The sequence below is a fragment of the Salinispirillum sp. LH 10-3-1 genome, from assembly GCF_030643825.1.
GTDB lineage: Bacteria > Pseudomonadota > Gammaproteobacteria > Pseudomonadales > Natronospirillaceae > Salinispirillum.
On sequence record NZ_CP101717.1, the window covers coordinates 157,133 to 181,062 of the forward strand.

Below are 23,930 nucleotides of genomic sequence, written 5' to 3' on the forward strand. Positions count from 1 at the left end.
TAGCTGCCTGAACCTACTCTAAACAGTATAGCCCCTGAGTGGCAATGCAGTAGGGCAAGGAAACGGTGCTTGGAGAGCCATTATCAGGTAAATTCGCCTGACTTCTTGGCTTTTTACAATAGGACGCCATGGCCGCCAGTACCTATACCCTAACCGCTCAACCACGCATAGAATCTTTAGATGTCTTACGCGGTGTTGCCGTTTTGGGTATCTTTTTTCTCAACATCTACGCGTTCGCTGTGCCCGAAATGTGGTTCTATTACCCGGCCAGCGTCGAGCACTGGTCGATATGGGATCAGTGGGTGATGTGGTTTACCCTTACTTTTGGTGCTGAAAAGTTCCTCACCATGCTGAGTGTCTTGTTCGGTGGCAGTGTTGCCTTGTTTGCCAGCCGAAGTATCGCTTATGCTGAACTCACGCAACAGCATCGACGGCGTATGGCCGTGTTGGCCACATTGGGTTTGTTGCACGCTTATGGTTTGTGGTTTGGTGACATCCTCTTTCACTACGCGCTCTGTGGGTTCATCATTTGGTGGCTACGTGATCTGCACATACGGACGCAGGCGATTCTGGCCGCTGTATTGTTGAGTGTGCCACCCTTGTTGTCGCTATTAGTGGTGCAGTCGGTGCCCCATTGGACACCTGAACAGCGGGTTGATTTTTTGCTTCTGGTGCAGGCGAACCCAGCGCAAGTGCAGCAGGAAATTGCGGCCTATACCAGTGGATGGCTGCAGCAATGGCCGCAACGCAGTGGTCAGGCTTGGGAGTCCCATACCGAGGTCCTCCTTGGTTACACCCTTTGGCGAACCCTCGGCTTGATGCTAATAGGCGGTATGTTGGTGCGCTTGGGATGGCTAAACGCTGCGGCTGTGGGTCGCTACCGAGCTGTCTGTTTAGGGGCGCTGCTGGCCGGGACACTGTTGAGCGGATATGGTGCGGCAACCAGTATCTGGTACGCATCGAACACCGTCACTGAGCACTTGCTCCAACCGTTGTTGAACTATTTCGGTAGCCTATTGATGGCGATTGGCTATATGTGGCTGGTGGTCATTTGGGGCAGCCGCACTCCACATCAAAACTTAACGCGGCGCGTCAATAGCGTAGGGCGTCTAGCCTTGAGTGTTTACCTGCTGCAAACCCTGGTGGCCACGACGCTGTTTTATGGGCATGGTTTTGCCCAGTTCGGACAGTGGCCACCGGTCGCTTTAGTGGCCATGGTGATTGTGTTCACAGGGTTGACGTTACTGGGCGCAGCTTGGTGGCTTAACCGCTTTAATCAAGGGCCGATGGAGTGGTTATGGCGGCGCTGTTCTTATCGAGCAGCGTACCGCACAGCCAAGTGAACTCCCTAGCCGGTCGCTTCAGCCATAAGCTTTGCGCGAACGTTTTGCAGTACCTTGCCGTATTGGTTTTGCCCGCGTTGATCGCGTCCGATACCCCAGAAATAATCGTATTGTGAAGTCTCTACGATATTTTGGTCACCGGTTGCCAATAAGGCCGCAGCGAAGTCAGCATGCGTGCGCGCTTGGGTGTAGATCGCTCGCGTCAGCATGATGGTGCGTACGGATTTCCAATCTGCACGCGGACGCTTCAGCCAGCCCCGACCCAGTTTACGTGCCTGTTCGACATCGTTGGCTCGGCGTATGTGATCAAAGCGCGCTCGATCTGGGTATTTCATGGCTTGATAGTAGTGTTCCGCAGTAGGCCACTCAAAGTCGTCGAGCGTGAATGGGCGAGGGATGCTGCAACCGAGTGGGTCGGAAGGGTCTAAACGATTAACCGTTATGGCGCTCTCGTCGGTGTCAGAGGCAAACAAAGCCATCACAGAACTCTCTTATACAAATAGATAAAGAATGCTGCCAGTTTAGCCATTACACGACGATTGAACCAGCTCTACCGATAGTGCCCACCTGTGCGCAAGGTGTTCAAGCTTTGCTAGTGGCTAGGTCAGGCTCTTTCGCAGCAGTTATATCAGAAGAGCCACTTGCTCTTAGTAGCACTATATATTAGAATGTACTAATTGATATTTAGGAGGGCGAATCATGACACCACAACAGACAGTTCAAGCCACTGAATCACGCCCTATAGACCGTGATGGGCGTCGCTTTCAGGTTGAGCCAGACCGTACCAGCGCCACACGTCGAGTCCGCTACGTTGAGACGTGCCTGCCGACCAATGGCGACTGCAAAGTATGCCAGATTACCGGATAGCCTAGCGTAATGAACAAAAAAGGGAGCTCTCGGCTCCCTTTTGCATGTATGGCGATCATCAATCCAGTTACTGCGTTAACCCCAGCCGCGCACAAATCGACTGACTGGCCGCTGTTTGGTTCATGGAGTAAAAGTGCAACGCTGGAGCGCCACCGGCGATGAGGGTCTCGCACATCTTACTTACAGCGTCTAAACCAAAGGCTTTGATGCTGGCGCTGTCATCTCCATAGGCTTCCAGCTGCTTACGCATCCAGCGCGGAATCTCGGCACCACAGGCATCGCTGAAGCGCGCTAAATTGCTGTAGTTGGTGATCGGCATGATGCCGGGGATAATCGGAATGTCACAACCGGTGGCACGTACGCGGTCCACAAAGTGGAAGTAGGCATCAGCGTTATAGAAGTACTGGGTGATCGCTGAGCTGGCACCGGCATTGGCCTTGGCGACGAAGTGCTTGATGTCGTTGTCGAGGTTGCCCGCTTGCGGATGCATTTCAGGATACGCCGCCACTTCTAAGTGAAAGGCATCGCCGTATTCTTTGCGGATGAATGCTACTAAATCAATGGCGTGACTGAAATCGCCGCCGGTGCTGCCACCCATGCCCGATGGAAGATCGCCACGCAGGGCGACGATGCGGTTGATGCCGTGCGCCTGATAGCGGTTCAGTAATCCCTTCAGCAGTGCTGTGGTAGAGCCTATGCAGCTCAGGTGGGGAGCTGTGCTGATGCCTTTGGCGTTCAGTTCCAATACGGTGTTGATGGTGCGCTCTTGTGTGGAGCCGCCCGCACCGTAGGTGACAGAAAAGAATTCAGGCTTGAGCGCACTGAGTTCGCTGTGCACTTGATGCAGTTTCACCGCGCCTTCTTCCGTTTTCGGCGGGAAAAACTCAAAGCTTATTGGTATTGTCGTTGTCATTATGTCTCTCTGCTTCTGCTTCAACGGTTACCGGACCTGAATGAGGATGGGGGTTCCAGACACGCTGTAAATACGTCCATATAAGCTCTCTGCCGCCGTCCTGGCGGCAGAAGGTCTGTCACCCCTAGCCATGCAAGCCCGACACCTCGCCTGCAACACACCAGAACCCAACGAAGTCACGGGGCAGGAGTGGTGAGGCAGGTGCCCTGAAGCGAACGCTTGAACACAGGATGTGTTCAGCGAGCCCCCAGGGATGGGTTCACGGCGATTCGCGCAAGGGCACCTGTCTTAACGCTCCGGGAACTCCCTTGCAAACGTTACTGCAGGTGATTGCGGATCAATATTTATAGTCGTCCGGCTTGAACGGGCCTTCCACGGCGACGCCAATGTAATCCGCTTGCGTCTGCGTCAACTGCGTAATCACGCCACCGAAGCCACGAACCATTTCGGCCGCTACTTCTTCGTCCAACTTCTTCGGCAAAACCTTAACGTAGATGTTGCTAGGCTTATCCGCTGCTGGCAGGTCGGCGAATTTCTTCTCGTACAGATACATCTGCGCCAACACTTGGTTCGCAAACGAACCATCCATAATGCGGCTTGGGTGGCCGGTTGCGTTACCCAAGTTGACCAAACGCCCTTCCGCCAACAGAATCAAGAAATCGCCTTTATCGGTACCGCGATAGATTTTGTGCACCTGTGGCTTGATCTCGTCCCACTGCCAGTTCTTACGCATGAATACGGTGTCAATTTCATTGTCGAAATGACCGATGTTACACACCACCGCGCCTTTCTTCAGGGCTGCCAGCATGTATTGATCACACACATTGGTGTTACCTGTTGTGGTCACCAAAATGTCAGTGGTGCCTAGCAGCTCGGTATTTATGCCATCGGCTGACTGCGTATTGATACCGTTTTTGTACGGCGATACCACTTCAAAGCCATCCATGCACGCCTGCATGGCGCAGATTGGATCGACTTCAGTGATCTTCACGATCATGCCTTCTTGGCGCAGTGACGCCGCCGAACCCTTACCCACATCTCCGTAACCGATGACCAGGGCTTTTTTACCAGCCAACAAGTGGTCGGTGGCACGCTTGATCGCATCGTTCAGCGAATGACGGCAACCGTACTTGTTGTCGTTTTTTGACTTAGTAACAGCGTCATTAACGTTGATGGCGGGGACTTTCAAAGCACCCTTCTTCATCATGTCCAACAGGCGGTGTACACCGGTGGTGGTTTCTTCCGAAATACCGTGGATGCTGTCGAGCATCTGAGGGTATTTGTTGTGTACCATTTCGGTCAGGTCGCCGCCGTCGTCCAGTATGATGTTGGCATTCCACACGTCAGAACCGTCTTTTTCGGCCAGAATCGTTTGTTCGATACACCACAAGAACTCTTCTTCTGTTTCGCCTTTCCACGCGAACACAGGAATGCCTGCAGCAGCAATGGCGGCCGCGGCGTGATCTTGAGTAGAGAAAATGTTGCACGACGACCAGCGCACTTCGGCACCCAAGTCGACCAGCGTTTCGATCAATACAGCGGTCTGAATCGTCATGTGGATGCAGCCCATGATGCGCGCGCCTTTGAGCGGTTGCTCAGCGTGGTATTTGCGGCGCAAGGCCATCAATGCAGGCATTTCCGTTTCGGCGATGTCGATCTCAGCGCGGCCGTATTTGGCCAGGGAGATGTCAGCGACTTTGTAATCAGTGAAGGTGTCGAGATTCGTTGCGGTGGTCATAGTAAACCCTCTTAAATGAGCGGGCGCTTCTAGGAAACGCCGAGGTCAGGGTGTCGTCGCCGAAGCGTGACACCCTGGTGTGGTAGTGATTACAAACCGGCGGCGGCTTTCAGAGCAGCGGCTTTGTCTGTTTTTTCCCACGTGAAGTTTGGCAATTCACGACCAAAGTGGCCGTAGGCTGCGGTGGGACGGTAAATCGGACGACGCAGATCCAGCATTTCGATGATGCCACCGGGACGCAGATCGAAGTGCTCACGCACCAAGCGCTCGATCACGGCTTCTTCTACCTTGTGTGTACCAAAGGTTTCGATAGAAATAGACGTCGGTTCGGCAACCCCAATGGCGTATGACACCTGGATTTCACACTTGTCGGCCAAGCCCGCAGCGACGATGTTCTTCGCTACATAGCGTCCAGCGTAGGCCGCTGAACGGTCGACTTTTGATGGGTCTTTACCCGAGAACGCACCGCCACCGTGACGCGCCATGCCGCCGTAGGTGTCGACGATGATCTTACGGCCAGTTAAGCCGCAGTCGCCCACTGGTCCACCGATGATGAACTGACCCGTTGGGTTGATGTGGTACAGGGTGTCGCTGTGCAACCATTCGGCTGGTAGCACCGGCTTGATCAGCTCTTCCATGATGGCTTCACGCAGATCCGACTGCTTGATGTCCGGGTTGTGCTGCGTTGACAACACAACGGCATCCACCGCGACTGGTTGGCCGTTTTCATAGCGCAGCGTGACCTGACTTTTAGCGTCCGGACGCAACCAGCTCAGCTTGCCGGATTTGCGCAGCTCGGCTTGCTTCTCTACCAAGCGGTGTGAGTAGAAAATCGGCGCGGGCATCAGTACGTCGGTTTCGTTGGTGGCGTAGCCGAACATCAAGCCTTGGTCGCCGGCACCCAGCTCTTTGGCCTCGGCTTCGTCAACGCCCATGGCGATGTCAGAAGACTGCTTACCAATGGCGTTCAGGACGGCACAGCTGGCACCATCGAAGCCGACATCAGAGCTGTTGTAGCCAATATCAAGTACGACGTCACGGACGATCTCTTCTAGGTCGACGTAGGTGTTGGTGCGCACTTCCCCGGCAATGATCACCATACCGGTTTTCACCATGGTTTCGACGGCAACGCGCGAGTGAGCGTCATCTTTCAGGATGGCGTCCAGTACGGCATCACTGATTTGATCCGCCATCTTGTCGGGATGACCTTCGGAAACCGATTCAGAGGTGAACAGGTATTGTTTCATAGTTTACGGGCCCTTTATGGGAGTCCGGTTCAGCCGGACCATGGTGAACGAAAAAAGTAAGCCAGTGTTAGGGCTTGTGCCACAGTAAACACTGTACTTGGAAACCATTGCGCAACGCCGTCACACTGCGTTGTGCTAATGTCAGGCCTGCCTGTGCAGCCCAGTCGATCAAGTCTTCAGCGGCGAACCCTAGCCATTGGTCTCCGCAGTTAGTGCGTGCCCATTGTTGTTCGTGGCGACATAAGTCTGTGACCAACAAGCCGCCGCCCTGTGCCAACACATGCCCTGCGCGGGCGAGCTCCGCCGCTGGGTCAGGTATATGGTGTAGTACCATATTGTAGACCACTAATTGTGGAGCCTCCTTGTACGTTGCAAACCAGTGGGCAAGATCACCCAAATGAAAGCGTATCTTGTCGTTGGCTGCGTTTTTGCGCGCCACATCCAGCAGTTCGGCCGAAATATCGATGGCATCGACGCGGGCAAAACGCTGACTCAATTCAAGCAAAAACTCACCCAAACCGGGGCCGACTTCTAAGGCATGCTCGGCGGGTAAATGTGCCTGCTCGATCAGCGCCAAGGCTTGCTGAGCGTATTGCGGATACTCGGCGATCAAATCTTGCTGCTGTTTAAAATCGTCCACATGGCGGGCAAAAAAGGCTTCCGCATGATGACGACGCTCTTCGCTGATCTCTCGTTGCCGCTGTTCTACGTCGGACGGCAGCGGCCACTGATCAACGGTTTGAAACAAGCTGCTTACCCAGCCTTCGGTGGCGGGAAAGCGCTGATAAAAAATAGAGTTTCCTTCACGCCGTGCCGTCAACAAACCCGCTTGAGTCAGTATTTTCAAGTGGTGGCTTAAGCGTGACTGCTGCACATCCAGCAATTGACTGAGTTCCAGCACCCCATACGACTGCTGCCACAACACGCGCAGAATCAAAAGGCGTAGCGGGTCAGCGCTGGCTTTTAAGTGCAAAGCCCACTCTTCATAAGGGTTGGATACCGTCATGGTTGGCAAGTCTAATGATCGAGCAGGCTGAGTCAATAACTATATCAAAATATTTTGATATAGTTATTGGGGCTGCTTGCCACAAGGTACATCTTTTGAGGTTTAAGTGTATTTATTGAATGTTTGAGCAAAATTTCCTTGTTCAATATATTGCTCACTTGCGTGATAAGTCTTAGAATTTGTGCATTATATTAAACACTCGGTTGCGACCGAGAACGCCTCAAGCAGCAGAACAATCAATAGGACACGAGCATGACTAAGACCAACGCCACTTTGATGCAGCGCCGCCAAAATGCCGTTCCACGCGGGGTGGGACAAATTCATCCGATCTTTGCTGATCGCGCCGAAAACGCCACGGTGTGGGACGTTGAGGGGCGGGAGTACATTGATTTCGCTGGTGGCATAGCGGTGTTGAACACCGGCCATGTGCATCCGAAGATCAAAGCGGCGGTCAGTGCCCAGTTGGATCGTTTCTCACATACTTGTTTCCAAGTCTTGGCCTACGAGCCCTACGTGGAACTGTGCGAAAAAATCAACGCTCGCGTGCCTGGAAATTTTGATAAGAAGACCTTGCTGGTCACCACAGGTTCGGAAGCCTTAGAAAATGCGGTCAAGATCGCGCGTGCAGCGACGGGGCGCGCCGGGGTGATTGCTTTTACCGGTGGTTACCACGGTCGCACTATGATGACGCTCTCTATGACGGGAAAGGTGGCGCCCTATTCCGCGGGTATGGGTCTCATGCCTGGCGGTGTTTATCGCGCACAATACCCTTGTGCCTTGCATGGGGTGAGCAGCGCGGATGCCATGGCCAGCATTCACCGCATTTTCAAAAACGATGCGGAAGCCAAAGACATTGCAGCCATTGTGATTGAACCGGTTCAGGGTGAAGGTGGGTTCTACGTAGCACCGCAGGATTTCATGCAGCAGTTGCGTGCCCTGTGCGACGAGCACGGTATTTTGCTGGTCGCGGATGAAGTGCAAACAGGTGCCGGTCGTACCGGTACCTTCTTCGCCATGGAACAGATGGGTGTAGCGCCGGATTTGACGACCTTTGCGAAATCCATTGCCGGTGGCTTCCCCGTCGCAGGGGTGTGTGGCAAAGCTGAGGTGATGGACGCCATTGCGCCCGGTGGTTTGGGTGGCACCTATGCCGGTAGCCCACTGGCCTGTGCGGCGGCGATTGCGGCTATGGACGTGTTTGAGGAAGAGCAATTGCTCAGCCGGTCATTGGCGCTCGGTGAACAGATGGTGGCAGGTTTCAAAACGATGGCACAGAAGCACAAGGTCATTGGTGATGTACGAGGCCTCGGTGCGATGGTCGCCGTCGAGCTGTTTGAAGAGGGTGATCACAGTAAGCCTGCAGCGGCGTTGACCGGGCAGATTGTCGCAAAAGCCCGCGAGAAAGGACTGATCCTGCTGTCTTGTGGCGTGTACGGCAATGTGTTGCGTATCCTGATGCCCTTAACCATCCCTGATGCGCAGTTCCAGCGCGGTATGGACATCATTGCTGAATGCTTTGCGGAATTGGCCTAGAAGCGGGTTGCTTGCGTGGTGCCGACACCACGCAAGCATGATGTAAATCAATGTCACTGGCCGCCATAGGCGGTTAAGATAGTGGCCTATATCGCTATTCTTTAGGTCGCTATGTTCCGTCGAGCGCCATTCATTCGCCAGTTCGTCTTGCTGCTGACACTTGTTGGCTGGCTGGCCTTGCCTGTGCATGCCAGCTTGATGGCGGTGAGTGGCATACACAGCGGGGGAGAAGTAGCGACTGAGCAATCGGTTCACCATCACCAGCCTGCTGATCATTCGATGCATCAATCCCAGTGGGCGTCACCCTCCATGGCGCATCACCATATGGATAGGGCTGAATGCGAACAGCTCTGTGCGCTGCAGTTATTGACGGTTGTTCAAACGGCCAGCTTGGCGCCAGCTCCTGCACTGGCGGTGATGTCCCTGCCATTGATCCCCAGCCTGTTTGAGGCTGAACCTGAGTTCCCCCCTCCGCGTTAAGTCACTGGATTAGACCTCGTTACATCAATTATTGATCACAGTGATTATGGTTAGGCGTGTCCGATGCTTTTCAGTCACGCCTGCCGAGGAGAATACGACTATGCGTACACATACTTTTCTAAGCGTCTCATTGGTAGGGATGTTGCTTTTTACCGTCTCCGGATGCACCAAGCACGATATGCAACACGGTGAACATGCTGACGGTCAGATGCGTTCCTCGATGCCAATGATGCAGCATGGCCACCAAGGTCAACATCATGGAGGTCAGCACGGCGAACGCCATGCTATGCACCACAACCACCAGATGGGGCAAGGCATGGGGATGCCGATGAAGGATCCTTTTGCGACCAGTATGGCGGCTATGATGCGTGATATGCACGGCATGGAGTTGAGCGGTGATGTCGATTATGACTTTGTTGCAGGTATGATTCCGCATCATCAAGGCGCGATTGATATGGCTAAGGTGCAGTTAGAGCTGGGCCAAGATGCTACCCTGCACGCGTTGAGCCGCGACATCATTGCCGCACAGGAGGAAGAAATAGCCTTTATGCGTGATTGGTTAGTGGCCTATGGCGAGCCTCGCCCGGGAGACAATCGAGACGCCATTCGCACCGCCTATGACCGCATTAATCAGGCCATGATGCGTGATATGCATACGCCGCCTACGGGTAATGTTGATCGTGACTTTGTGTGCGGGATGATTCCGCATCACCAAGCGGCGGTCGATATGGCCGAGGTTATCCTGGCGCACAGCACACGTGCCGAATTGCGCCGCATGGCCGAGGACGTGATACGCGAACAGCGCCGCGAGATTGCCGAAATGGAGGCCTGGTTGGTGCAGAACTAAAGGGCGCGCGACAAGGAGCCCTTAGGAAAGCCTGAGGGCTCCTTGGTATTGTCTAAACGCTACAGAGATGAGAGAAGAGATGAAAGATTTAAAAATGCGGCGCATGCTGCTGCAACTGGCACTGATTCCCGTGGCTCTCGTGCTGGGCATCACAGTAGCCTACTGGTGGAATCACGCCGATGAGGAGACGGCTACCTTCGAACAGGCGGTGCCTTCATTGTCGTATGAACATACCAACCATTTGCACGGTATAGGCCTAGACGCCGAGACTCAACGGCTGATACTGGCCACACATTATGGTTTGTTTGGCCTGGAAAATGGTCAGCTGTATCAATTGGGAGCGAGGCGTGATGACTTTATGGGCATGTCGGTTGACCCCAACAATCCCAAGCGACTATTCGTCAGCGGGCACCCGCCGCGTGGTGGCAATCTAGGGGTACTGTATTCCGACGACGGTGGCGTGTCGTTCACGCAGGTGTTATCCGGTGTAGACAATGAAATCGTGGACTTCCACGCCATGACGATCAGTCCGGTGGATACCCAACGAGTGTACGGCTTTTACGCTGGGCAACTGTATCAAACGGTGGATGCTGGCAACGCTTGGCATCTACCGGCGATGGAGGGGTTGCCCGGTCAAGGCTTTTGCTGGGGCGCGCCCTGCCTAGCGGCGGATGGCCATGATGCGGATGTGATTTATGCTGGAACGGTGGATGGGGCTCTGGTGTCACACGATGGTGGCGAGCAGTGGCGTTTACTGTCGGATCGTACCGGAGCGGTCGCTGCTATCGGTAGTGACCTGCATGTAGATCAGCGTTTGATAGCGCACACCGCGGAATATGGTGTAGCCGTGTCGTCGGACGGCGGTGCCAGTTGGGCGGCGATCAATGATGGTTTGAGCTTCGCGCAAAACGACTTAGTGTTTGCGTTCGTGTTTGATCCGTTGCGCCCTGATGTGGCCTACCTGGCCACCACCGGAAATCAAGTGTATCGCACGGATGATGTCAGTGCGGGGCGATGGGAAAGGCTGTTGTAGCACCTTCTCCCATCGACGGTAGCGGTATGCCCTTAGCGCGTTACCGCTAATCCGTCGGCCAGCGCGCGCCGATAGGCGACCACAGCAGGCACTAAGCCCAACACCAACGCCAGGGCCAATACGCCCGCGCCGTAGTAGAGGGTTTGCAATTGCCACACTTGCGTCGAAATAAACAAGCCGAATTCGCTGACCAGCATTGGCTGTGCTGCCGTTACGGCCAACCACAGCAATAGGCTGCCGAACAATAAACCCAGCAAGGTGACTAAAAACACCTCCAACTCAATGAGCAAAAACAGCAGCCACGGCGAAGCACCAAGCGCCCGTAGTATTGCCATTTCGCGCTGTCGTTCGCGCATCGACGCGAGCAAGGTGGTGGTCATGCCAATCAAGGTAGCAATGAGCACCAGCAAGGCGATCAGCAGTAGGACGTTTTCTACCATGCCAATCATCTGCCACAGTTCTGACAAGGCGACGCCGGGCAGCACCGCTTGTAATGGTTCACCCCGATAGTTGTTGACCGCACGTTGCAGGGCAAAGGTTTGTGCTGGTGAGCGTACGCCAACAAAGAACGCTGTGAGCTGGTTAGGTTGCAGACGCTCGGGATCCATCGCCAAGACTTCTTCGGGCGAGGGCGTGCGTCCGGGCACGCCACGCTCCCAGCCGATGTGAATGGCCTCCCACGCCTCAAGGCTGATGTGAACTGACTGGTCAACCGGCGTACCGGTCGGTGCGAGTATGCCGGTGATGGTGAACGGCATGTCGCCGTGATTCACAAAACTGACCGCACCGCCACCATGATTGATGACGATCTGTTCGCCCAACTCGTAATCCAGCGCGCGGGCTACCTCAGCGCCGACGACGGCATCAAAAAGACCATCGAAGCGGTCTCCTGCAGCAAATTGCAGATGATTGGTGCGCCCATAGCGGAAGTATTCAAAGTAGTCGTTGTTGGTGCCGATGACTCGATAACCACGATGGGTGTCACCCAGAGTAATCGGGATGGTCCAAGCCACGGCCGACTGCCGGGCGACATCTTGATAGCTTTGCCAGGTGATGTTGTTGGTGGGGTTGCCGATGCGGAACACACTGTAGAGCAGCAAATTGGTGGAGCCTGAGCGCGCGCCGATGATCAAGTCGGTACCGGAAATTGTCTGGCTGAAGCTGTTACGCGCTTCTTTGCGTACGTGGTCGATGCCGAGCAGCAGTGCCACGCTGATGGCCAGTGACACCAAGGTCAGTATGACCGTGCCACGGCGATTCCACAGGCTCTTACGGGCTAGGGTCAGTTTCATACCGTCGTCTCCTCGGCGCGTTGGGCTTGCAGGTCGCGCAGGTCAATGTGGCGACTGAAATGATGCTGCAAGGCGCGGTCGTGGCTAACAAAGATGACCGTGCTGTGTTGTGTGTCAGCGGCTTGCATCATCAGTTGCATGAATTCATCGCGGTGGTCGGAGTCCAACGCGGAGCTGGGTTCGTCGGCAATCAGCAATTGCGGGCCGTTGATCAAGGCGCGGGCCACGGCAACACGTTGTTGTTGTCCGACGCTGAGGCTGTGCGCGGGCCGTTGCCAAAGGCCTTCTTGCAGGCCTAGCGCCACAAACATGTTATGAATGCGGTCAATCATGTCGGCTCCGGTTTGGCCTGCTAGATGACAAGCCAAGCGCACGTTATCTGTCACGGACAAATACGGAATTAAATTGAATTGCTGGAACACAATGCCAATGTGTTGTGCCCGAAAACGGTCGCGCTTGCGCCCGGACAATTGGTGCATCGGTTGCCCGAGAACGTGCAATTCACCTTGGCTGGGCTGAGTGACGCCCGCCAGCAGATTTAACAGGGTGGTTTTACCCGAGCCCGAGGGGCCAAACAGAAAGACACGTTCACCACGGGCGATATTGAGTTCTGGAATATCAAGCACGATGGGTTGATGCTTAGACCAGCGAAATTGCAACTGGTGGGCTTGGATGGCGGTTTCGGTGTTGATGCTCATACCTGACCAAATTAGAGAGATTAAAAAAGGGGCGCAGTGTCCGAGTGTACCGGATTGGCCCCTGTTTGTGGCGTTCTGTTGAACGCCGTGTCAGTGCTTAGCGGAACAGGACGGACTTGCTGCCTGCAGTGGCGCGCGCAGCACCTTGTTGACCGTTCACAATCCACTGTACATCAATGGCTTCAAAGCCAGGGAAGTGATCGAAAACCGGCACATAAACACCGATAACGCGGCTCGGTTGGTCGCAATGGAAGATGTATTCCACTTCGAAGTCCGAATGCGCATGATCGTGGTCGTGCCCGTGATCGTCATGCCCGTGATCGTCGTGTCCGTGATCGTCGTGTCCGTGATCGTCGTGTCCGTGATCGTCGTGTCCGTGATCGTCGTGACCGTGTCCGTGTCCGTGACCATTCTTCGTGCCGTGGCGATTGTAACCCATGGCCGCTAACTGGTCGGATTCTACGTGCATATCTTCTAATTCACAGGCTCCGGCGCGAGTCAATTGAACCACGTTACTCGCGTCTTTCAACAGTTCTAAAGCGCGCTCCAGTTCGGCCCGCTGGGCGTCGGTATTGGGCGTGTGCTCGAAGCTCACCACGTTGATGGATGGGCTGTCCAGCTCAACCACGAAGTCTTCACCGTCTTGGGCGATGGTCAGCGTCGCCACGCCGTGCACGTGTGTGCCCAACTGGCGATGGCCGTCATCATGGCCGTGGTCGTCATGCCCATGATCATGTGCATGACCATGGTCGTGGTCGTGTGAATGACCGTGGTCGTGACTAATGGCTACGGTGCTCAAGGCTAAGCCTGTGCCCAGAGTGATGGCCCATGCCAGTGGTTTGAGATGTGCAATCATGGTGTTTCCTCTTATTTAGATAGTGTGAATTAAAATGTATTAACACAGGTCTAGAGTCAGCAATAACCTGGGGTCATCGCTGGTGCAGGGTGGTGAGCGATGGACTAATCCACGGCCTTCATTGCCGGGCCATGCCTCGCCTTTCATCAGCGCAAAGGCGCCCAACGGTAGATGCTGAATGTGCTGATCTGCATCGGTAGGGATCAGTAACGGGCCACTCTGCTGTTCCCGCGCTGGAATGTGTTCGTTTGCCAACCATTCCGTTGCGGGGCCGGCGTAGGTGCAAATACCGCGCACCAAGACACGATCGACGTGGAAGCGCGGACACATAGCTTTATCCAGCCCGGTAAGTCGCAAGCCGATGGTGTCCTGGTCGAATAATACTTGGAACATGTCCAAACTCAGGGCGATGTCGTCCAGCAGTGGTGTCCAGGTCGAATCAGTGCCTAAGCATTGGTGCAAGCGCTGATGTAACTCTGTGACCGTGCCACTTTCTTGAATGCGTATTGAAGGACGCTCAGTCAGCAAGGCCTTAACGCCTGCCTTCAGTGGCTCGCTCAACTGGCGTTGCCAAACAGCCAGGTTGACGGATGGACTGAAAATCTCAGTCCATGCACGCTGGTCGGTGGCAGTGTGATGGCGAGTGGAAGCGAGCTGGGATGTGTCGGCGAGCATGCTTACTCCCACTCAGGAAAGGGGTCGGGCAAGTCGCGCCACGCGTCCGCACCGGCCTGCATTTCCTCATCGGTGAGCAAGCAGGCATCTAACGCTGTCGTTGCGTCGGCTTGTGATAAGCCTTGACCAATAAACACCAGCTCTTGACGCATATCGCCAAAGGGTTCTACCCACTTCTCGCGAATAAACGCTTGTGCTTCGTCGTCCTGCGGCCAGTTTTCTTCCGGAATGGCTTTCCAGAACATGCCAGCAAAACCGTGGTGGGCGATGCCGCCGGCTTGGCTCCAATTACCGGCGTAGCGCGGGCGTGAGGCGAGCCAGAAATATCCTTTGGAGCGAATGAGCTTGCCGGTTTCCCAAGGCTGGTGCAGAAAATTAAAGAAGCGCTCAGGGTGAAAAGGACGGCGCGCCTGATAAGTGAAACTGCTGATGCCGTATTCTTCCGTTTCCGGAATGTGCTCACCGCGCATTTCTTTCAGCCAGCCGGGCGCTTGCTGCGCTTTGGCGAAATCAAACCGCGCCGTATTGAGCACGCGATGCAAGGGCACTTGACCTTTTTCAATGGGCAGAATGTCGGCATCGGGATTAAGACTTTTCAGCACACCGATGACTTCATTAAGCAATTCGGGTGCGGCGAGGTCGGTTTTGCTCACCAAAATAACATCGGCAAATTCGATTTGATCGACCAGTAAATCGGCCACATTGCGTTCATCGTCTTCGCCCAGAGTTTCACCGGCTTCCTGCAGGCTTTTGGCGGCCCGGAATTCGGGTAAAAAGTTGATGGCGTCGACCACCGTTACAAGGGTGTCTAAACGTGCGTGATCCGACAGACTCGTGCCGTCTTCATCGGCAAAGGTGAAGGTTTCAGCAATGGGCAGTGGTTCGGAGATGCCCGTCGACTCAATGATCAGATAGTCGAATTTGCCCGCTTCGGCCAAGGCTTTGACTTCGATTAGCAGGTCTTCACGCAGGGTGCAGCAGATGCAACCGTTACTCATTTCGACCAACTTTTCCTCGGCGCGGTTCAGGCTGACGTCGTTTTGAACTTGTGCGGCATCGATATTGATTTCGCTCATGTCGTTGACGATAACGGCAACCCGCAGGCCTTCCCGATTGTTCAGGATATGGCTTAACACCGTGGTTTTACCGGCACCTAAAAAGCCGGACAATACGGTTACCGGGAGTTGGCGGGCTGCTGCTGTGTCTGTGGTTGCGGTGTGGGCACTGGCCGTCATGCTGGCACTTCCAAGTTGAGTTCGAGTCTAGGTGTTATGTTATAACATAACATTATGGCCAGTTCAAAATCCTTCTCATTTAACCGCATTTGCCGGAGTGACTTTCCACCCTGTTTCCACCGGGTATTGATGCCATGGAGTTAATATTGGCAAAGACGTAGCGTTGAAAAATGCGTAAAATTCTCGCTCGACTTTGTTGCGGTCTTAGTGCGCTTGCACAGTGGCGAGCTGGAGACTGGTAAAAAGACACATATCGCGTCGAGGTAATTATGATAAGAAAGATTGGGGTTTTGACCAGTGGTGGCGATGCGCCAGGTATGAATGCTGCCATACGGGCAGTGCAGCGTTCAGGGATGCATCATGGCATAGAAGTGTATGGTGTACGGCACGGCTACCAAGGTTTGTACGAGGGCGACATCAAGTTGTTGGAGCGTCACGACGTGGCCAACATGTTGAATCGCGGCGGTACTTTCTTGGGCTCAGCCCGCTTCCCACAATTCAAAGAAGAGAGTTATCGACTCAAGGCCATTGAGAACTTAAAGGCCTTGGATATCGAAGCACTGGTGGTCATTGGTGGTGACGGCTCTTATATGGGGGCGAAGGCGCTGACGGAAATGGGCTTTCCATGCATTGGCTTGCCGGGCACCATCGACAACGACATTCCAGGCACCGACTACACGGTTGGCTACCTGACGGCGCTGAATACGGTGCTGGAAGCCATTGACCGTCTGCGTGATACGTCGTCGTCCCACAACCGCATCTCAATCGTCGAAATCATGGGCCGTCATTGCGGGGACCTGACCTTGTCTGCGGCGGTGGCCGGTGGTGCGGAATACGTTATCATTCCGGAAAAGCCGTTTGATGAAGAGTCGCTGATTAAGACCTTGGGCAACCCGGATCAACGCCGGAAAAGTCACGCCATCGTGTGCATTACAGAAAACATCACCGATACCGAAGACTTGGCGCGCCGCATTGAAGAGCGCACCGGACAAGAAGCGAGGGCGACCATTTTGGGTCACATACAGCGCGGTGGCGGCCCACGCGGGTTCGACCGCGTGCTGGCCAGTCAAATGGGGGTGTTTGCCGTTGAGCTGTTGATGCAGGGCCACGGTGGTCGCTGTGTGGGTATCCAGAACAATAAACTGGTACACCACGACATCATAGACGCCATCACCAATATGACGCGTCCGTTCAATCAAGAGTTGTTTAATACCTTCAAAAAGTTGGTGTAATGCTCATCTAACGGAACCATCTAAAAACCTCAGATTGAGAGAAGAGGTTTTTAGGTGTTTCTTATTGGCGTTGCCCCTGCCTTATCCTGTCGCGCCGTCCCTCAATAACCGTCACATGTTCATTCCATTGCGCTTGCGTTATGACGCCACGTTGTATCAGAAGATCACCGTACGCCTGGTCGTTACCGGGCCAACAGCTTATGTCTTCCACTTCTTCAGCAAAAGCGTCCTCGTACGCCAGTTTACGCATGTACTGCCAGGACGCCTGATAGTCCCCCTGCGCCAAATAAAGTTCACACAAAGCGACTGAGACGACGGGGTTGTCGGGCTGTGTGCTCATCAATTGCTGGTACACCGTCAGTGCATCGGTGACACTGATTGGCGTTACTTCTTGGCGTGTCCAGCGACCTTCGCCATGAATCGCCAGCGCGCGCACCTCCTGTATTGCCGTCAGATAGCCATCTTGTGCCAGCGCCAGTAGCTGAGCACGGCGTTGCTGGGGGCTGGCTGTGCCATCAGGTAGGCTGCTGATCCATTGCGCTAAGGGGTGGCGCGACCGCCTTAAGCTAGCTAATTGGGCCTGTGTGGTTTGGTCATCGCCACGCATCTGGCCATGCAATTGTAAGATACCCAGCAACTGCAAATAGGGGTTGCCACTCAGGCCGGTGAGTATTTCATCGAGATTGCTTGAAATGTCCGGGTTGTTTCTGAACCAACGCGTTTGACTGATGATGAGGGTTTGGGCCGCCGGATCGCCCGCAAGAGCACGTTCATACGCGCGCCGCACCTGATCAGGGTCCGGTTGCCAGCTGGTTTGCCAATTGGCAAACAACCAGTGCAGCCAATTGCCGCTACGATGACTGCGGCGCGTTTGATTCAGATAAGGCTCTTCAACGAAACCAAACTCCAATAGGGTGGCGTCCAAGGGCAGCCAGTCGCGAAAGGCGAGGGCGAGGTAACGCGCAAACTCGTTGCCGTCATTGGCCAGAGGTGCGAGTTGTTGCCAGAAAACAGAGAAATCCATGGTCTCTGTGACTTGTAGCAGGGCAGTGATGGCGTCACGGTCGAGGGGATCAGAAATATCGAAATAGGGGTCCAACCAGTCTCCAAGCGCGGCGGTGGCAGGCGCCTCTTGAACGTCGGGCGCCGCATCGAAGGGCTCGTGTTGCTGAATGAGAGGCTCACGCGCAGTGGATGGTATAGGGGTGGCCGGTGTGCTCGGTGTGGTAATACCCTCCGTACGGGGTGGTGGTGCAATGGTCGCCTCGGGCGAGGGCGGAGTCGTTACCGTGAGCCAGATGGCTATGATCAGCGCGACAGCCGTTAACGACGACACGGCAAAGAGGAGACGGAATTTCACGAAGGTTACGGTCTCTGAATTCGGTTGATTACGGCCGTTTAGCACAGCACATACAGGCACAATTTAGCACGACGAGGCTTTAGGTGCCTTATGCTGCTTTGCCTTTAGAGTAGAAATTGCCAGCCGGATGCGCTAGGGCTGACTAATAAACATACAGTTTCTGCTACAAAAGCGGCGTAAGGTCACAAAAAGTACGTGAATGCATGTAAATACGGCTTTTTTTGATGCATCTGAAAAATTCGCTCATTAGTATAGGTTGAGTAAGGAGTGCGTTTTTTTGTAAAAGCTTTCGAGTATGAACGTTGTCTGTTTGTTTCTTTACTTGAGAAGAATGTGATCCATTGACCGATTGGGCCGATATACGTCAATATATCGTCAATCGGTGACGATGATAATAATGACAATGCGGAGAGTGTCCATGGCTGCTTTTAACCGCTATCAAAGCCAGTTTGCCCTACAATCTGAATCAACCTTGGCGGGCTGGCTCAATATGGCCGCCAATAAGCCCGAACTGCCTACGGGCTATCATTTCTTGCCTGCAGATGCAGTGGCGGCGCCAGCTAGACGTGCGATGCGTCCGGATTTGCTGCCGTTGTGTGAGCGTTCAGACAGTAAGTACCTCTGCGCGCAACTGTCGGCCATCGGTCGTGTCATTCAGTTCGGCGAATGGTGTGAGCAGACCGGCTGGTCGCCATGGTCGCCACACTGGGAATGTGTACTCATTACCCTTTGGGCGCAAGAGGCCCTGGCCACCTCAGATTTCGACCCCTCTTCTTTTTCTTGGATGTCGCGTTACTGGCGCAATGTGCAAGAGCAGGTGCCCGGTTTGCCGACTTGGGATGTGTTTTCTGCCTTGCGTGGACCGCATCCTTTGATGATTTTGCTGGAGCGTGGTGTGGCAGCCTATCCGGCCATTATTGCGCTGTCAGAGTTCGCCGATCGCTTGGTAGACGTGCCCGAGCAGTTATCCAGCCTGCTGGTGCGTGAGCGATGCCGCCTGTGGCGCTGCGTAGACCCCAGTGAAAATGCATTGCAGTTGGTGGTTAAGGCCGTTTATGCGGTGCAGGCCATGCGTCGTGGTGATTTTGATTGCCGCCGCCCCGTGTCCGCCTATGCGCTGGACCTCAGTGGTATTTTGCAGATGCATTGGAGCTGTGTGCCCGAGCCTTTGCGCACGGATCATCTCATCAAAGCAGCGCGTGATGGTCGGTTGCCCGTGATGTCTCAGGCCTGGTTAGCAGAAGCGACTGAGCGCCGTGCCAGTCAGCAATTCGAAGACGCTTGCCGTGCCATGAGTCAGGCGTGGTCGGTCGATGCCCGACAGATCACTGAGCTGCACCTTAACCGGTGGTTAGAAGACACCACAGTATTGGAGAGCGCGTGCTGGTCATCACTGCTGTATTGGCATCAGTTTCTCGACACCCCAGCCCAAGTTAAAGAGCAGGATGCTTTGGCCTTACGAGGCTTGAATTACGGGCTATAAACGCCTAAACGGGTGGTCTTTTTGCAGGGTGCGAGAACACAGGTTCTCGCACCCTGTTTCGTTTAGGCTGGCTGTTCGCCTTCATTGAACTGCAAAGCGGCCAGACGCTGATACAGCGGGCTGCTGCTGAGTAAGGCGTCGTGCGTGCCCTCCGCGACTATTTTCCCCTCATTCAAAACCACTATCCGGTCGGAGTTACGCACCGTGGCAAGGCGATGAGCGATCACCAGTGTTGTGCGCTCACGAGTCAGATTGTCTAAGGCCAGCTGGACTTGGAACTCGCTTTCCGCATCAAGTGCTGAGGTGGCTTCATCCAGCAGCAACAGGTCGGGGTTGTTCAAGATGGCGCGGGCGATGACGATGCGTTGCTTTTGGCCGCCGCTGAGGCGCACGCCGTTTTCGCCCAGAAAACTGCTGTAGCCTTCTGGCAAACGGGTAATAAATTCATCAGCAAAGGCCGCCTTTGCGGCCGCGATGACGTCTTCATCGCTTGCCTCCGGACGCCCATAGCGAATGTTGTACCAGACGTCGTTGGAAAACAGCGTAGGCTGTTGCGGCACCCAAGCGATGCGGGTGCGCAGCTCGGAGAGGTTGAGTGAGCGAATATCGGTGTTCAACAACTTGATATGTCCACTCTGGGGGTCATAAAAACGCAATACCAGTTCGAACAGCGTCGATTTACCGGCACCACTGGGGCCAACGAGCGCAATGGTCTCGCCGCGCCGTACCCGAAGGTTGAGTCCCGATAAGGCAGGGCTGTCGGGACGGCTGGGGTAGCAGAACGAAACCTCATTGAAGGCGACGTAATCTGTAGCATCCGATTCCGGTGCTGCCGGTGTGCTAGGGTCTTTGATCAGGCTGTCGGCGTTCATGAGTTCAGTCAGTCGCTCCGTGGCGCCGGCAGCGCGTTGCAGCTCGCCCATCACTTCGGATACAGTCGCTACGCCACTGGCGACGATGATGGCGTAAAACACAAAAGCGGCCAGCTCACCGCCGGACAATTGCCCTGTGATCACATCGTAGCCGCCCATCCACACCATGACGCCAATAGCCGTGAATGCCAGCAGTATCACCGTTGCCAACAAGAGGGCGCGTTGCAGAATGCGTTTACGGGCTACGCTGAAAGCACGTTCTACTTCACGGCTAAAAGCTTGCTGCTCGAAGGGTTGTCGACCGTAACTTTGAACTGTCTTGATTTGTTGAATGATTTCGCCAGCGTAAGTACCGACGTCGGCGACGGTATCCTGGCTGGCTCGACTCAGTTTGCGCACACGGCGACCCAGTATCAAGATGGGTAGCAGCACCAGCGGAACTGCGCCGAATACCACCAAAGAGAGCTTAAAGTTGGTGATCAGCAGCATAACCAGGCCGCCAATCAACATGACTAAGCTGCGTAGGGCAAAACTGAGGCTGGAGCCGATGATGGATTGCAGCAACGTCGTGTCCGTGGTCAGACGTGACATGATCTCGCCGGAGCGATTTTCCTCAAAGTAGCTGGGATGCAGTGTCAGGATCCGATCAAACACCGCTTGGCGGATGTCCGCCGTGACCCGCTCACCGAGCCAACTGACCCAATAGAAGCGGGCAAAGGTGGCGATCGCCATGACCACAATGATGCCAAGCATCAAGAGCAGCGTTTGATTCAGTTGGGTGAGTGAGCCGCTGATAAAGCCATCATCAATTAACAGAAGTACGCCTTGGCCGAGACTCAGCGTCAAGCCTGACGTCAGCAGCAAGGCTATAATCGCGGCGCTTGCAACGTGCTTGTAAGGTGTAATGAAGGGCCAAAGCGCAGCAAGGGTGCGCAAGCCGGGGCGGGCAGCGGCGAGGTCAGACATAAGCAGCTTCCTGTAACGTAAGCGCGCGGATTAGATGTTTTGTTGGATTGCGTCGCGAGGCCGTTCAGTTGGCGTGGCATCAATAGGGAGATGCAGCGTGATCTGTAGGCCACCGTCGGGCCAGTTCTCTGCCCGGACCATGCCATTGTGCGCTTCAACGGCTTGGCGCGTAATGGACAGCCCAAGGCCTGATCCACCTTTCTTGGTGTTGCTGGCGCGGAAAAACGGGTCGAACAAATGCTGTAGATCGTTGTCGGGCACGCCAGGACCGTGATCGAGCACTGACAGGCGTATGACGCCACGATCTTCTTGGGTACTGATCAGTACTTCGGAATGCTCTTCGGTATAGTTAATGGCGTTGCGAATGACATTTTCAATGGCCGAACTTAAAAGAAGGTGGTCGCCAGTGATTTTTGACTGATGGTTGATCTGCAAGCGCACTGATCGATCCCGAGCTTTGGCTTCAAAGCTGGCGTCGTCCACGATGCTGCGCAGTATCCGAGCCAGATCGAGTTTCTGTGGATCCATGTGCTGTAGGCGGTTTTCCAAGCGTGACAGCTGGAGTAATTGCGCGATCAGGTCTTCAAGGCGTTGTCCCTCACGCTCTATGCGATCCAATTGCGGCGCCAATTCTTCATTGCCGCTTTTCTGGCGTGCGATACCCAAGGCAATTTGTAGCCGTGTTAGCGGTGAACGTAACTCATGACTGATGTTAGACAAGAGTTTTTGTTGGGCTTCAATCAGCTTTTGAATGCGATCCGCCATGTGATCGAAGTCTTGGCCCAGTTGCCCGATGTCATCGGCGCGCCGTGATACCTGGTTTGGCACGCGCGCTTCCAGGTGGCCGCCGGCCAGCAATCGGCTGGTGGTGCGCAGCAGCTTCAGTGGGCGCGAGAAGGAGCTGGCGAGCAAGAGGCTGAGCATGCCGCTGACCAATAATGCCAATAGCGTCCATGTAATGCGTTCGTTGATCAGGCTCATCATGGTGTTGGGCGCACGCTCGACGGGCGCTTTGATCAGTAGGCGGTACGTCTCACCACGATAGGTGAGCGGGACAGAGCCGATCCACTTCACGCCTTCCCAAATACCGGCGATGGGCTCGTTGGCTTCCACAATAGAGCCCACCAAATAAAGCTCTATTTGGTCCGGGCGTGGCTGGCCAATAAGGCGAAAGTTCGGGTCCACGAGGTAGAGATCCAAGCCGTATTGCACGCCGGTATAGCGCACCGCTTGCAGCGGAGTCATACCGCGACTGAGGTAGCTTTCGATCTCGCTGCGCTGGCGCAACAATAATTGCTCTTCATCGCGCGTCAGTGGGCTCAGTTCGTAGGGTCGTGCCCACTGCTGTAGCACCAAAAAAGAAACTGCAGAAATAACGATGAGGGTGAGCCAGAACCATAGAAAAATCCGCCCGGTCAAAGACGCGAGCGGATTCAGCGATTTGAGCCACTGCAAAGGAGAGTGCATTACGGCACGAGCCCTCAGTCAGCGATGAACTGGTAGCCAACACCACGTAGGGTTTTGATTGGCCTGCAGTCATCGGCGAGCAGCAGCATCTTCTTGCGTACATTGCTGACGTGCATATCGATAGAGCGGTCATACGGCTCCAACGGACGCCCGAGCACCGTCTGATACAACTCGTTCTTGGTCACTACCTGACCCGCGCGCTCCATTAGCGTTTGCAAAACCTTAAACTCGGTTTGCGTCAGCTCTAGGTCGCGCTTGTCGATCATGGCCTTGTACACACGAGTATCAAGGGTCACTCGGCCCAGCGACAGTACGGGTTGCACTGCTGGGCCCGGCTTAGAGTGGTCCATTTCGACACGGCGTAGCAAGGCCCGAATGCGGGCCAGTAATTCGCGGTGGCTGTAAGGTTTCGGAAGATAGTCGTCAGCACCCAGTTCGAGGCCCAACACCTTGTCGAGTTCGTCACCCTTGGCCGTCAGCATGAGTACCGGCACCGTGTTATGGGTGCGCATGGTTTTCAATACATCCAGTCCAGACATTCCCGGCATCATGACGTCGAGGAGTATCAGGTCGTAACGGTTCTCGGCCAGTTTTTGCAGGCCTTCTTCACCAGAGTGTGCTAGCTCAAGGGAGAACCCTTCGCTCGCCAGGAACTCAACCAACAGTTCCCCTAACTCCGTATCATCGTCTATAAGCAAAAGTTTGTCTGTTTTCATGAGCGCGAGTCTTGATCATGCGGTGAGTGGCGGCAACGCAGTTTACATACGTTTTACCGATGTAAAGGCCG

The 23,930-nt window shown here is 54.7% G+C and carries 23 protein-coding genes; 8 read left to right on the top strand and 15 right to left on the bottom strand.

The genetic code is table 11. The features are described from left to right. The first annotated feature begins 128 nt into the window (after positions 1–128). Entirely contained in the window at positions 129–1,343 is a 1,215-nt protein-coding gene (locus NFC81_RS00735; protein WP_304995621.1) for a DUF418 domain-containing protein, read from the top strand. Positions 1,344–1,348: 5 nt separating this feature from the next. Here NFC81_RS00735 and NFC81_RS00740 read toward each other — a convergent pair whose 3' ends face one another. Beyond that, the gene (locus NFC81_RS00740) at positions 1,349–1,822 is read right to left on the bottom strand and encodes an NADAR family protein (RefSeq protein ID WP_304995622.1); all 474 of its coding nucleotides are present in this window, start codon (positions 1,820–1,822) and stop codon (positions 1,349–1,351) included. Between the two features lie 220 nt (positions 1,823–2,042). Here NFC81_RS00740 and NFC81_RS00745 point away from each other — a divergent pair, with 220 nt between their 5' ends. Beyond that, positions 2,043–2,210 carry a hypothetical protein gene (locus NFC81_RS00745; protein ID WP_304995623.1) on the top strand — a complete coding sequence of 56 codons (168 nt, stop codon included), beginning with the start codon at positions 2,043–2,045 and terminating at the stop codon, positions 2,208–2,210. A gap of 67 nt (positions 2,211–2,277) precedes the next feature. On the opposite strand, the gene metF is transcribed toward NFC81_RS00745, so the two are convergent. The 4 genes from metF to NFC81_RS00765 all read right to left on the bottom strand — a co-directional run bounded on the left by metF (position 2,278) and on the right by NFC81_RS00765 (position 7,114). Next, complete coding sequence (gene metF / locus NFC81_RS00750; RefSeq protein ID WP_304995624.1) at positions 2,278–3,123, bottom strand: methylenetetrahydrofolate reductase [NAD(P)H]; 846 nt, start codon at positions 3,121–3,123, stop codon at positions 2,278–2,280. A 337-nt stretch (positions 3,124–3,460) separates the two neighbouring features. After that, on the bottom strand, positions 3,461–4,861 hold the full coding sequence (ahcY, locus tag NFC81_RS00755) for an adenosylhomocysteinase (protein ID WP_304995625.1): 1,401 nt from the start codon (positions 4,859–4,861) through the stop codon (positions 3,461–3,463). A gap of 89 nt (positions 4,862–4,950) precedes the next feature. Next, positions 4,951–6,108, bottom strand: a complete 1,158-nt coding sequence (metK, locus tag NFC81_RS00760; RefSeq protein WP_304995626.1) for a methionine adenosyltransferase — start codon at positions 6,106–6,108, stop codon at positions 4,951–4,953. Positions 6,109–6,175: 67 nt separating this feature from the next. Further along, positions 6,176–7,114, bottom strand: a complete 939-nt coding sequence (locus tag NFC81_RS00765) for a metalloregulator ArsR/SmtB family transcription factor (protein WP_304995627.1) — start codon at positions 7,112–7,114, stop codon at positions 6,176–6,178. 252 nt (positions 7,115–7,366) lie between these two features. On the opposite strand from NFC81_RS00765, the gene gabT reads away from it, so the two are divergent. Both gabT and NFC81_RS00775 read left to right on the top strand, forming a co-directional pair. Further along, positions 7,367–8,647, top strand: a complete 1,281-nt coding sequence (gene gabT, locus NFC81_RS00770; RefSeq protein ID WP_304995628.1) for a 4-aminobutyrate--2-oxoglutarate transaminase — start codon at positions 7,367–7,369, stop codon at positions 8,645–8,647. Between the two features lie 111 nt (positions 8,648–8,758). Further along, the gene (locus tag NFC81_RS00775) at positions 8,759–9,127 is read left to right on the top strand and encodes a hypothetical protein (RefSeq protein WP_304995629.1); all 369 of its coding nucleotides are present in this window, start codon (positions 8,759–8,761) and stop codon (positions 9,125–9,127) included. 127 nt (positions 9,128–9,254) lie between these two features. Here NFC81_RS00775 and NFC81_RS00780 read toward each other — a convergent pair whose 3' ends face one another. Further along, complete coding sequence (locus NFC81_RS00780; RefSeq protein ID WP_304995630.1) at positions 9,255–9,410, bottom strand: hypothetical protein; 156 nt, start codon at positions 9,408–9,410, stop codon at positions 9,255–9,257. Between the two features lie 3 nt (positions 9,411–9,413). Between NFC81_RS00780 and NFC81_RS00785 the strand changes: the two genes are divergently transcribed. Both NFC81_RS00785 and NFC81_RS00790 read left to right on the top strand, forming a co-directional pair. Next, on the top strand, positions 9,414–9,974 hold the full coding sequence (locus tag NFC81_RS00785) for a DUF305 domain-containing protein (protein ID WP_304995631.1): 561 nt from the start codon (positions 9,414–9,416) through the stop codon (positions 9,972–9,974). 79 nt (positions 9,975–10,053) lie between these two features. After that, positions 10,054–11,007, top strand: a complete 954-nt coding sequence (locus NFC81_RS00790) for a hypothetical protein (protein ID WP_304995632.1) — start codon at positions 10,054–10,056, stop codon at positions 11,005–11,007. A 32-nt stretch (positions 11,008–11,039) separates the two neighbouring features. On the opposite strand, the gene NFC81_RS00795 is transcribed toward NFC81_RS00790, so the two are convergent. The 5 genes from NFC81_RS00795 to zigA form a co-directional block, all read right to left on the bottom strand. Then, the gene (locus tag NFC81_RS00795) at positions 11,040–12,299 is read right to left on the bottom strand and encodes an ABC transporter permease (protein ID WP_304995633.1); all 1,260 of its coding nucleotides are present in this window, start codon (positions 12,297–12,299) and stop codon (positions 11,040–11,042) included. Beyond that, positions 12,296–12,997 carry an ABC transporter ATP-binding protein gene (locus NFC81_RS00800; protein ID WP_304995634.1) on the bottom strand — a complete coding sequence of 234 codons (702 nt, stop codon included), beginning with the start codon at positions 12,995–12,997 and terminating at the stop codon, positions 12,296–12,298. The genes NFC81_RS00795 and NFC81_RS00800 overlap by 4 nt, the downstream gene beginning before the upstream one ends. 97 nt (positions 12,998–13,094) lie before the next feature. Next, positions 13,095–13,853 (bottom strand): DUF2796 domain-containing protein, encoded by a 759-nt coding sequence (locus tag NFC81_RS00805; protein ID WP_304995635.1) that lies wholly within the window; start codon positions 13,851–13,853, stop codon positions 13,095–13,097. Positions 13,854–13,892: 39 nt separating this feature from the next. Further along, positions 13,893–14,528 carry a DUF1826 domain-containing protein gene (locus NFC81_RS00810; RefSeq protein WP_304995636.1) on the bottom strand — a complete coding sequence of 212 codons (636 nt, stop codon included), beginning with the start codon at positions 14,526–14,528 and terminating at the stop codon, positions 13,893–13,895. Between the two features lie 2 nt (positions 14,529–14,530). Next, a complete protein-coding gene (zigA, locus tag NFC81_RS00815) occupies positions 14,531–15,763 on the bottom strand; it encodes a zinc metallochaperone GTPase ZigA (protein ID WP_304995637.1) in 1,233 nt (410 codons plus the stop codon). A gap of 269 nt (positions 15,764–16,032) precedes the next feature. On the opposite strand from zigA, the gene pfkA reads away from it, so the two are divergent. Next, on the top strand, positions 16,033–16,995 hold the full coding sequence (gene pfkA, locus NFC81_RS00820) for a 6-phosphofructokinase (RefSeq protein WP_304995638.1): 963 nt from the start codon (positions 16,033–16,035) through the stop codon (positions 16,993–16,995). A gap of 61 nt (positions 16,996–17,056) precedes the next feature. On the opposite strand, the gene NFC81_RS00825 is transcribed toward pfkA, so the two are convergent. Continuing rightward, positions 17,057–18,355: a hypothetical protein gene (locus NFC81_RS00825; protein WP_304995639.1), complete on the bottom strand. Its 1,299-nt coding sequence runs from the start codon at positions 18,353–18,355 to the stop codon at positions 17,057–17,059. Positions 18,356–18,773: 418 nt separating this feature from the next. Here NFC81_RS00825 and NFC81_RS00830 point away from each other — a divergent pair, with 418 nt between their 5' ends. Continuing rightward, positions 18,774–19,838, top strand: a complete 1,065-nt coding sequence (locus tag NFC81_RS00830) for a hypothetical protein (protein WP_304995640.1) — start codon at positions 18,774–18,776, stop codon at positions 19,836–19,838. A 62-nt stretch (positions 19,839–19,900) separates the two neighbouring features. Here the strand turns inward: NFC81_RS00830 and NFC81_RS00835 are convergent, their stop codons facing one another. From NFC81_RS00835 to NFC81_RS00845, 3 genes are read right to left on the bottom strand one after another with little or no spacing between them, the layout of a single operon-like run. Continuing rightward, positions 19,901–21,676, bottom strand: coding sequence for an ABC transporter transmembrane domain-containing protein (locus NFC81_RS00835; RefSeq protein ID WP_304995641.1), 1,776 nt, complete (start codon positions 21,674–21,676; stop codon positions 19,901–19,903). Between the two features lie 30 nt (positions 21,677–21,706). After that, positions 21,707–23,143 (bottom strand): ATP-binding protein, encoded by a 1,437-nt coding sequence (locus tag NFC81_RS00840; protein WP_304995642.1) that lies wholly within the window; start codon positions 23,141–23,143, stop codon positions 21,707–21,709. 14 nt (positions 23,144–23,157) lie between these two features. Continuing rightward, positions 23,158–23,859 (bottom strand): response regulator transcription factor, encoded by a 702-nt coding sequence (locus tag NFC81_RS00845; protein ID WP_304995643.1) that lies wholly within the window; start codon positions 23,857–23,859, stop codon positions 23,158–23,160. Positions 23,860–23,930: the final 71 nt, after the last annotated feature.

Excerpts from the sequence above, each read along its gene's own strand:
- NFC81_RS00735 (WP_304995621.1), top strand. The coding sequence starts at position 129 with ATGGCCGCCAGTACCTATACCCTAACCGCTCAACCACGCATAGAATCT.
- NFC81_RS00740 (WP_304995622.1), bottom strand. The coding sequence starts at position 1,822 with ATGGCTTTGTTTGCCTCTGACACCGACGAGAGCGCCATAACGGTTAAT.
- NFC81_RS00745 (WP_304995623.1), top strand. The coding sequence starts at position 2,043 with ATGACACCACAACAGACAGTTCAAGCCACTGAATCACGCCCTATAGAC.
- metF (WP_304995624.1), bottom strand. The coding sequence starts at position 3,123 with ATGACAACGACAATACCAATAAGCTTTGAGTTTTTCCCGCCGAAAACG.
- ahcY (WP_304995625.1), bottom strand. The coding sequence starts at position 4,861 with ATGACCACCGCAACGAATCTCGACACCTTCACTGATTACAAAGTCGCT.
- metK (WP_304995626.1), bottom strand. The coding sequence starts at position 6,108 with ATGAAACAATACCTGTTCACCTCTGAATCGGTTTCCGAAGGTCATCCC.
- NFC81_RS00765 (WP_304995627.1), bottom strand. The coding sequence starts at position 7,114 with ATGACGGTATCCAACCCTTATGAAGAGTGGGCTTTGCACTTAAAAGCC.
- gabT (WP_304995628.1), top strand. The coding sequence starts at position 7,367 with ATGACTAAGACCAACGCCACTTTGATGCAGCGCCGCCAAAATGCCGTT.
- NFC81_RS00775 (WP_304995629.1), top strand. The coding sequence starts at position 8,759 with ATGTTCCGTCGAGCGCCATTCATTCGCCAGTTCGTCTTGCTGCTGACA.
- NFC81_RS00780 (WP_304995630.1), bottom strand. The coding sequence starts at position 9,410 with ATGGCGTTCGCCGTGCTGACCTCCATGATGTTGACCTTGGTGGCCATG.
- NFC81_RS00785 (WP_304995631.1), top strand. The coding sequence starts at position 9,414 with ATGCACCACAACCACCAGATGGGGCAAGGCATGGGGATGCCGATGAAG.
- NFC81_RS00790 (WP_304995632.1), top strand. The coding sequence starts at position 10,054 with ATGAAAGATTTAAAAATGCGGCGCATGCTGCTGCAACTGGCACTGATT.
- NFC81_RS00795 (WP_304995633.1), bottom strand. The coding sequence starts at position 12,299 with ATGAAACTGACCCTAGCCCGTAAGAGCCTGTGGAATCGCCGTGGCACG.
- NFC81_RS00800 (WP_304995634.1), bottom strand. The coding sequence starts at position 12,997 with ATGAGCATCAACACCGAAACCGCCATCCAAGCCCACCAGTTGCAATTT.
- NFC81_RS00805 (WP_304995635.1), bottom strand. The coding sequence starts at position 13,853 with ATGATTGCACATCTCAAACCACTGGCATGGGCCATCACTCTGGGCACA.
- NFC81_RS00810 (WP_304995636.1), bottom strand. The coding sequence starts at position 14,528 with ATGCTCGCCGACACATCCCAGCTCGCTTCCACTCGCCATCACACTGCC.
- zigA (WP_304995637.1), bottom strand. The coding sequence starts at position 15,763 with ATGACGGCCAGTGCCCACACCGCAACCACAGACACAGCAGCAGCCCGC.
- pfkA (WP_304995638.1), top strand. The coding sequence starts at position 16,033 with ATGATAAGAAAGATTGGGGTTTTGACCAGTGGTGGCGATGCGCCAGGT.
- NFC81_RS00830 (WP_304995640.1), top strand. The coding sequence starts at position 18,774 with ATGGCTGCTTTTAACCGCTATCAAAGCCAGTTTGCCCTACAATCTGAA.
- NFC81_RS00835 (WP_304995641.1), bottom strand. The coding sequence starts at position 21,676 with ATGTCTGACCTCGCCGCTGCCCGCCCCGGCTTGCGCACCCTTGCTGCG.
- NFC81_RS00840 (WP_304995642.1), bottom strand. The coding sequence starts at position 23,143 with ATGCACTCTCCTTTGCAGTGGCTCAAATCGCTGAATCCGCTCGCGTCT.
- NFC81_RS00845 (WP_304995643.1), bottom strand. The coding sequence starts at position 23,859 with ATGAAAACAGACAAACTTTTGCTTATAGACGATGATACGGAGTTAGGG.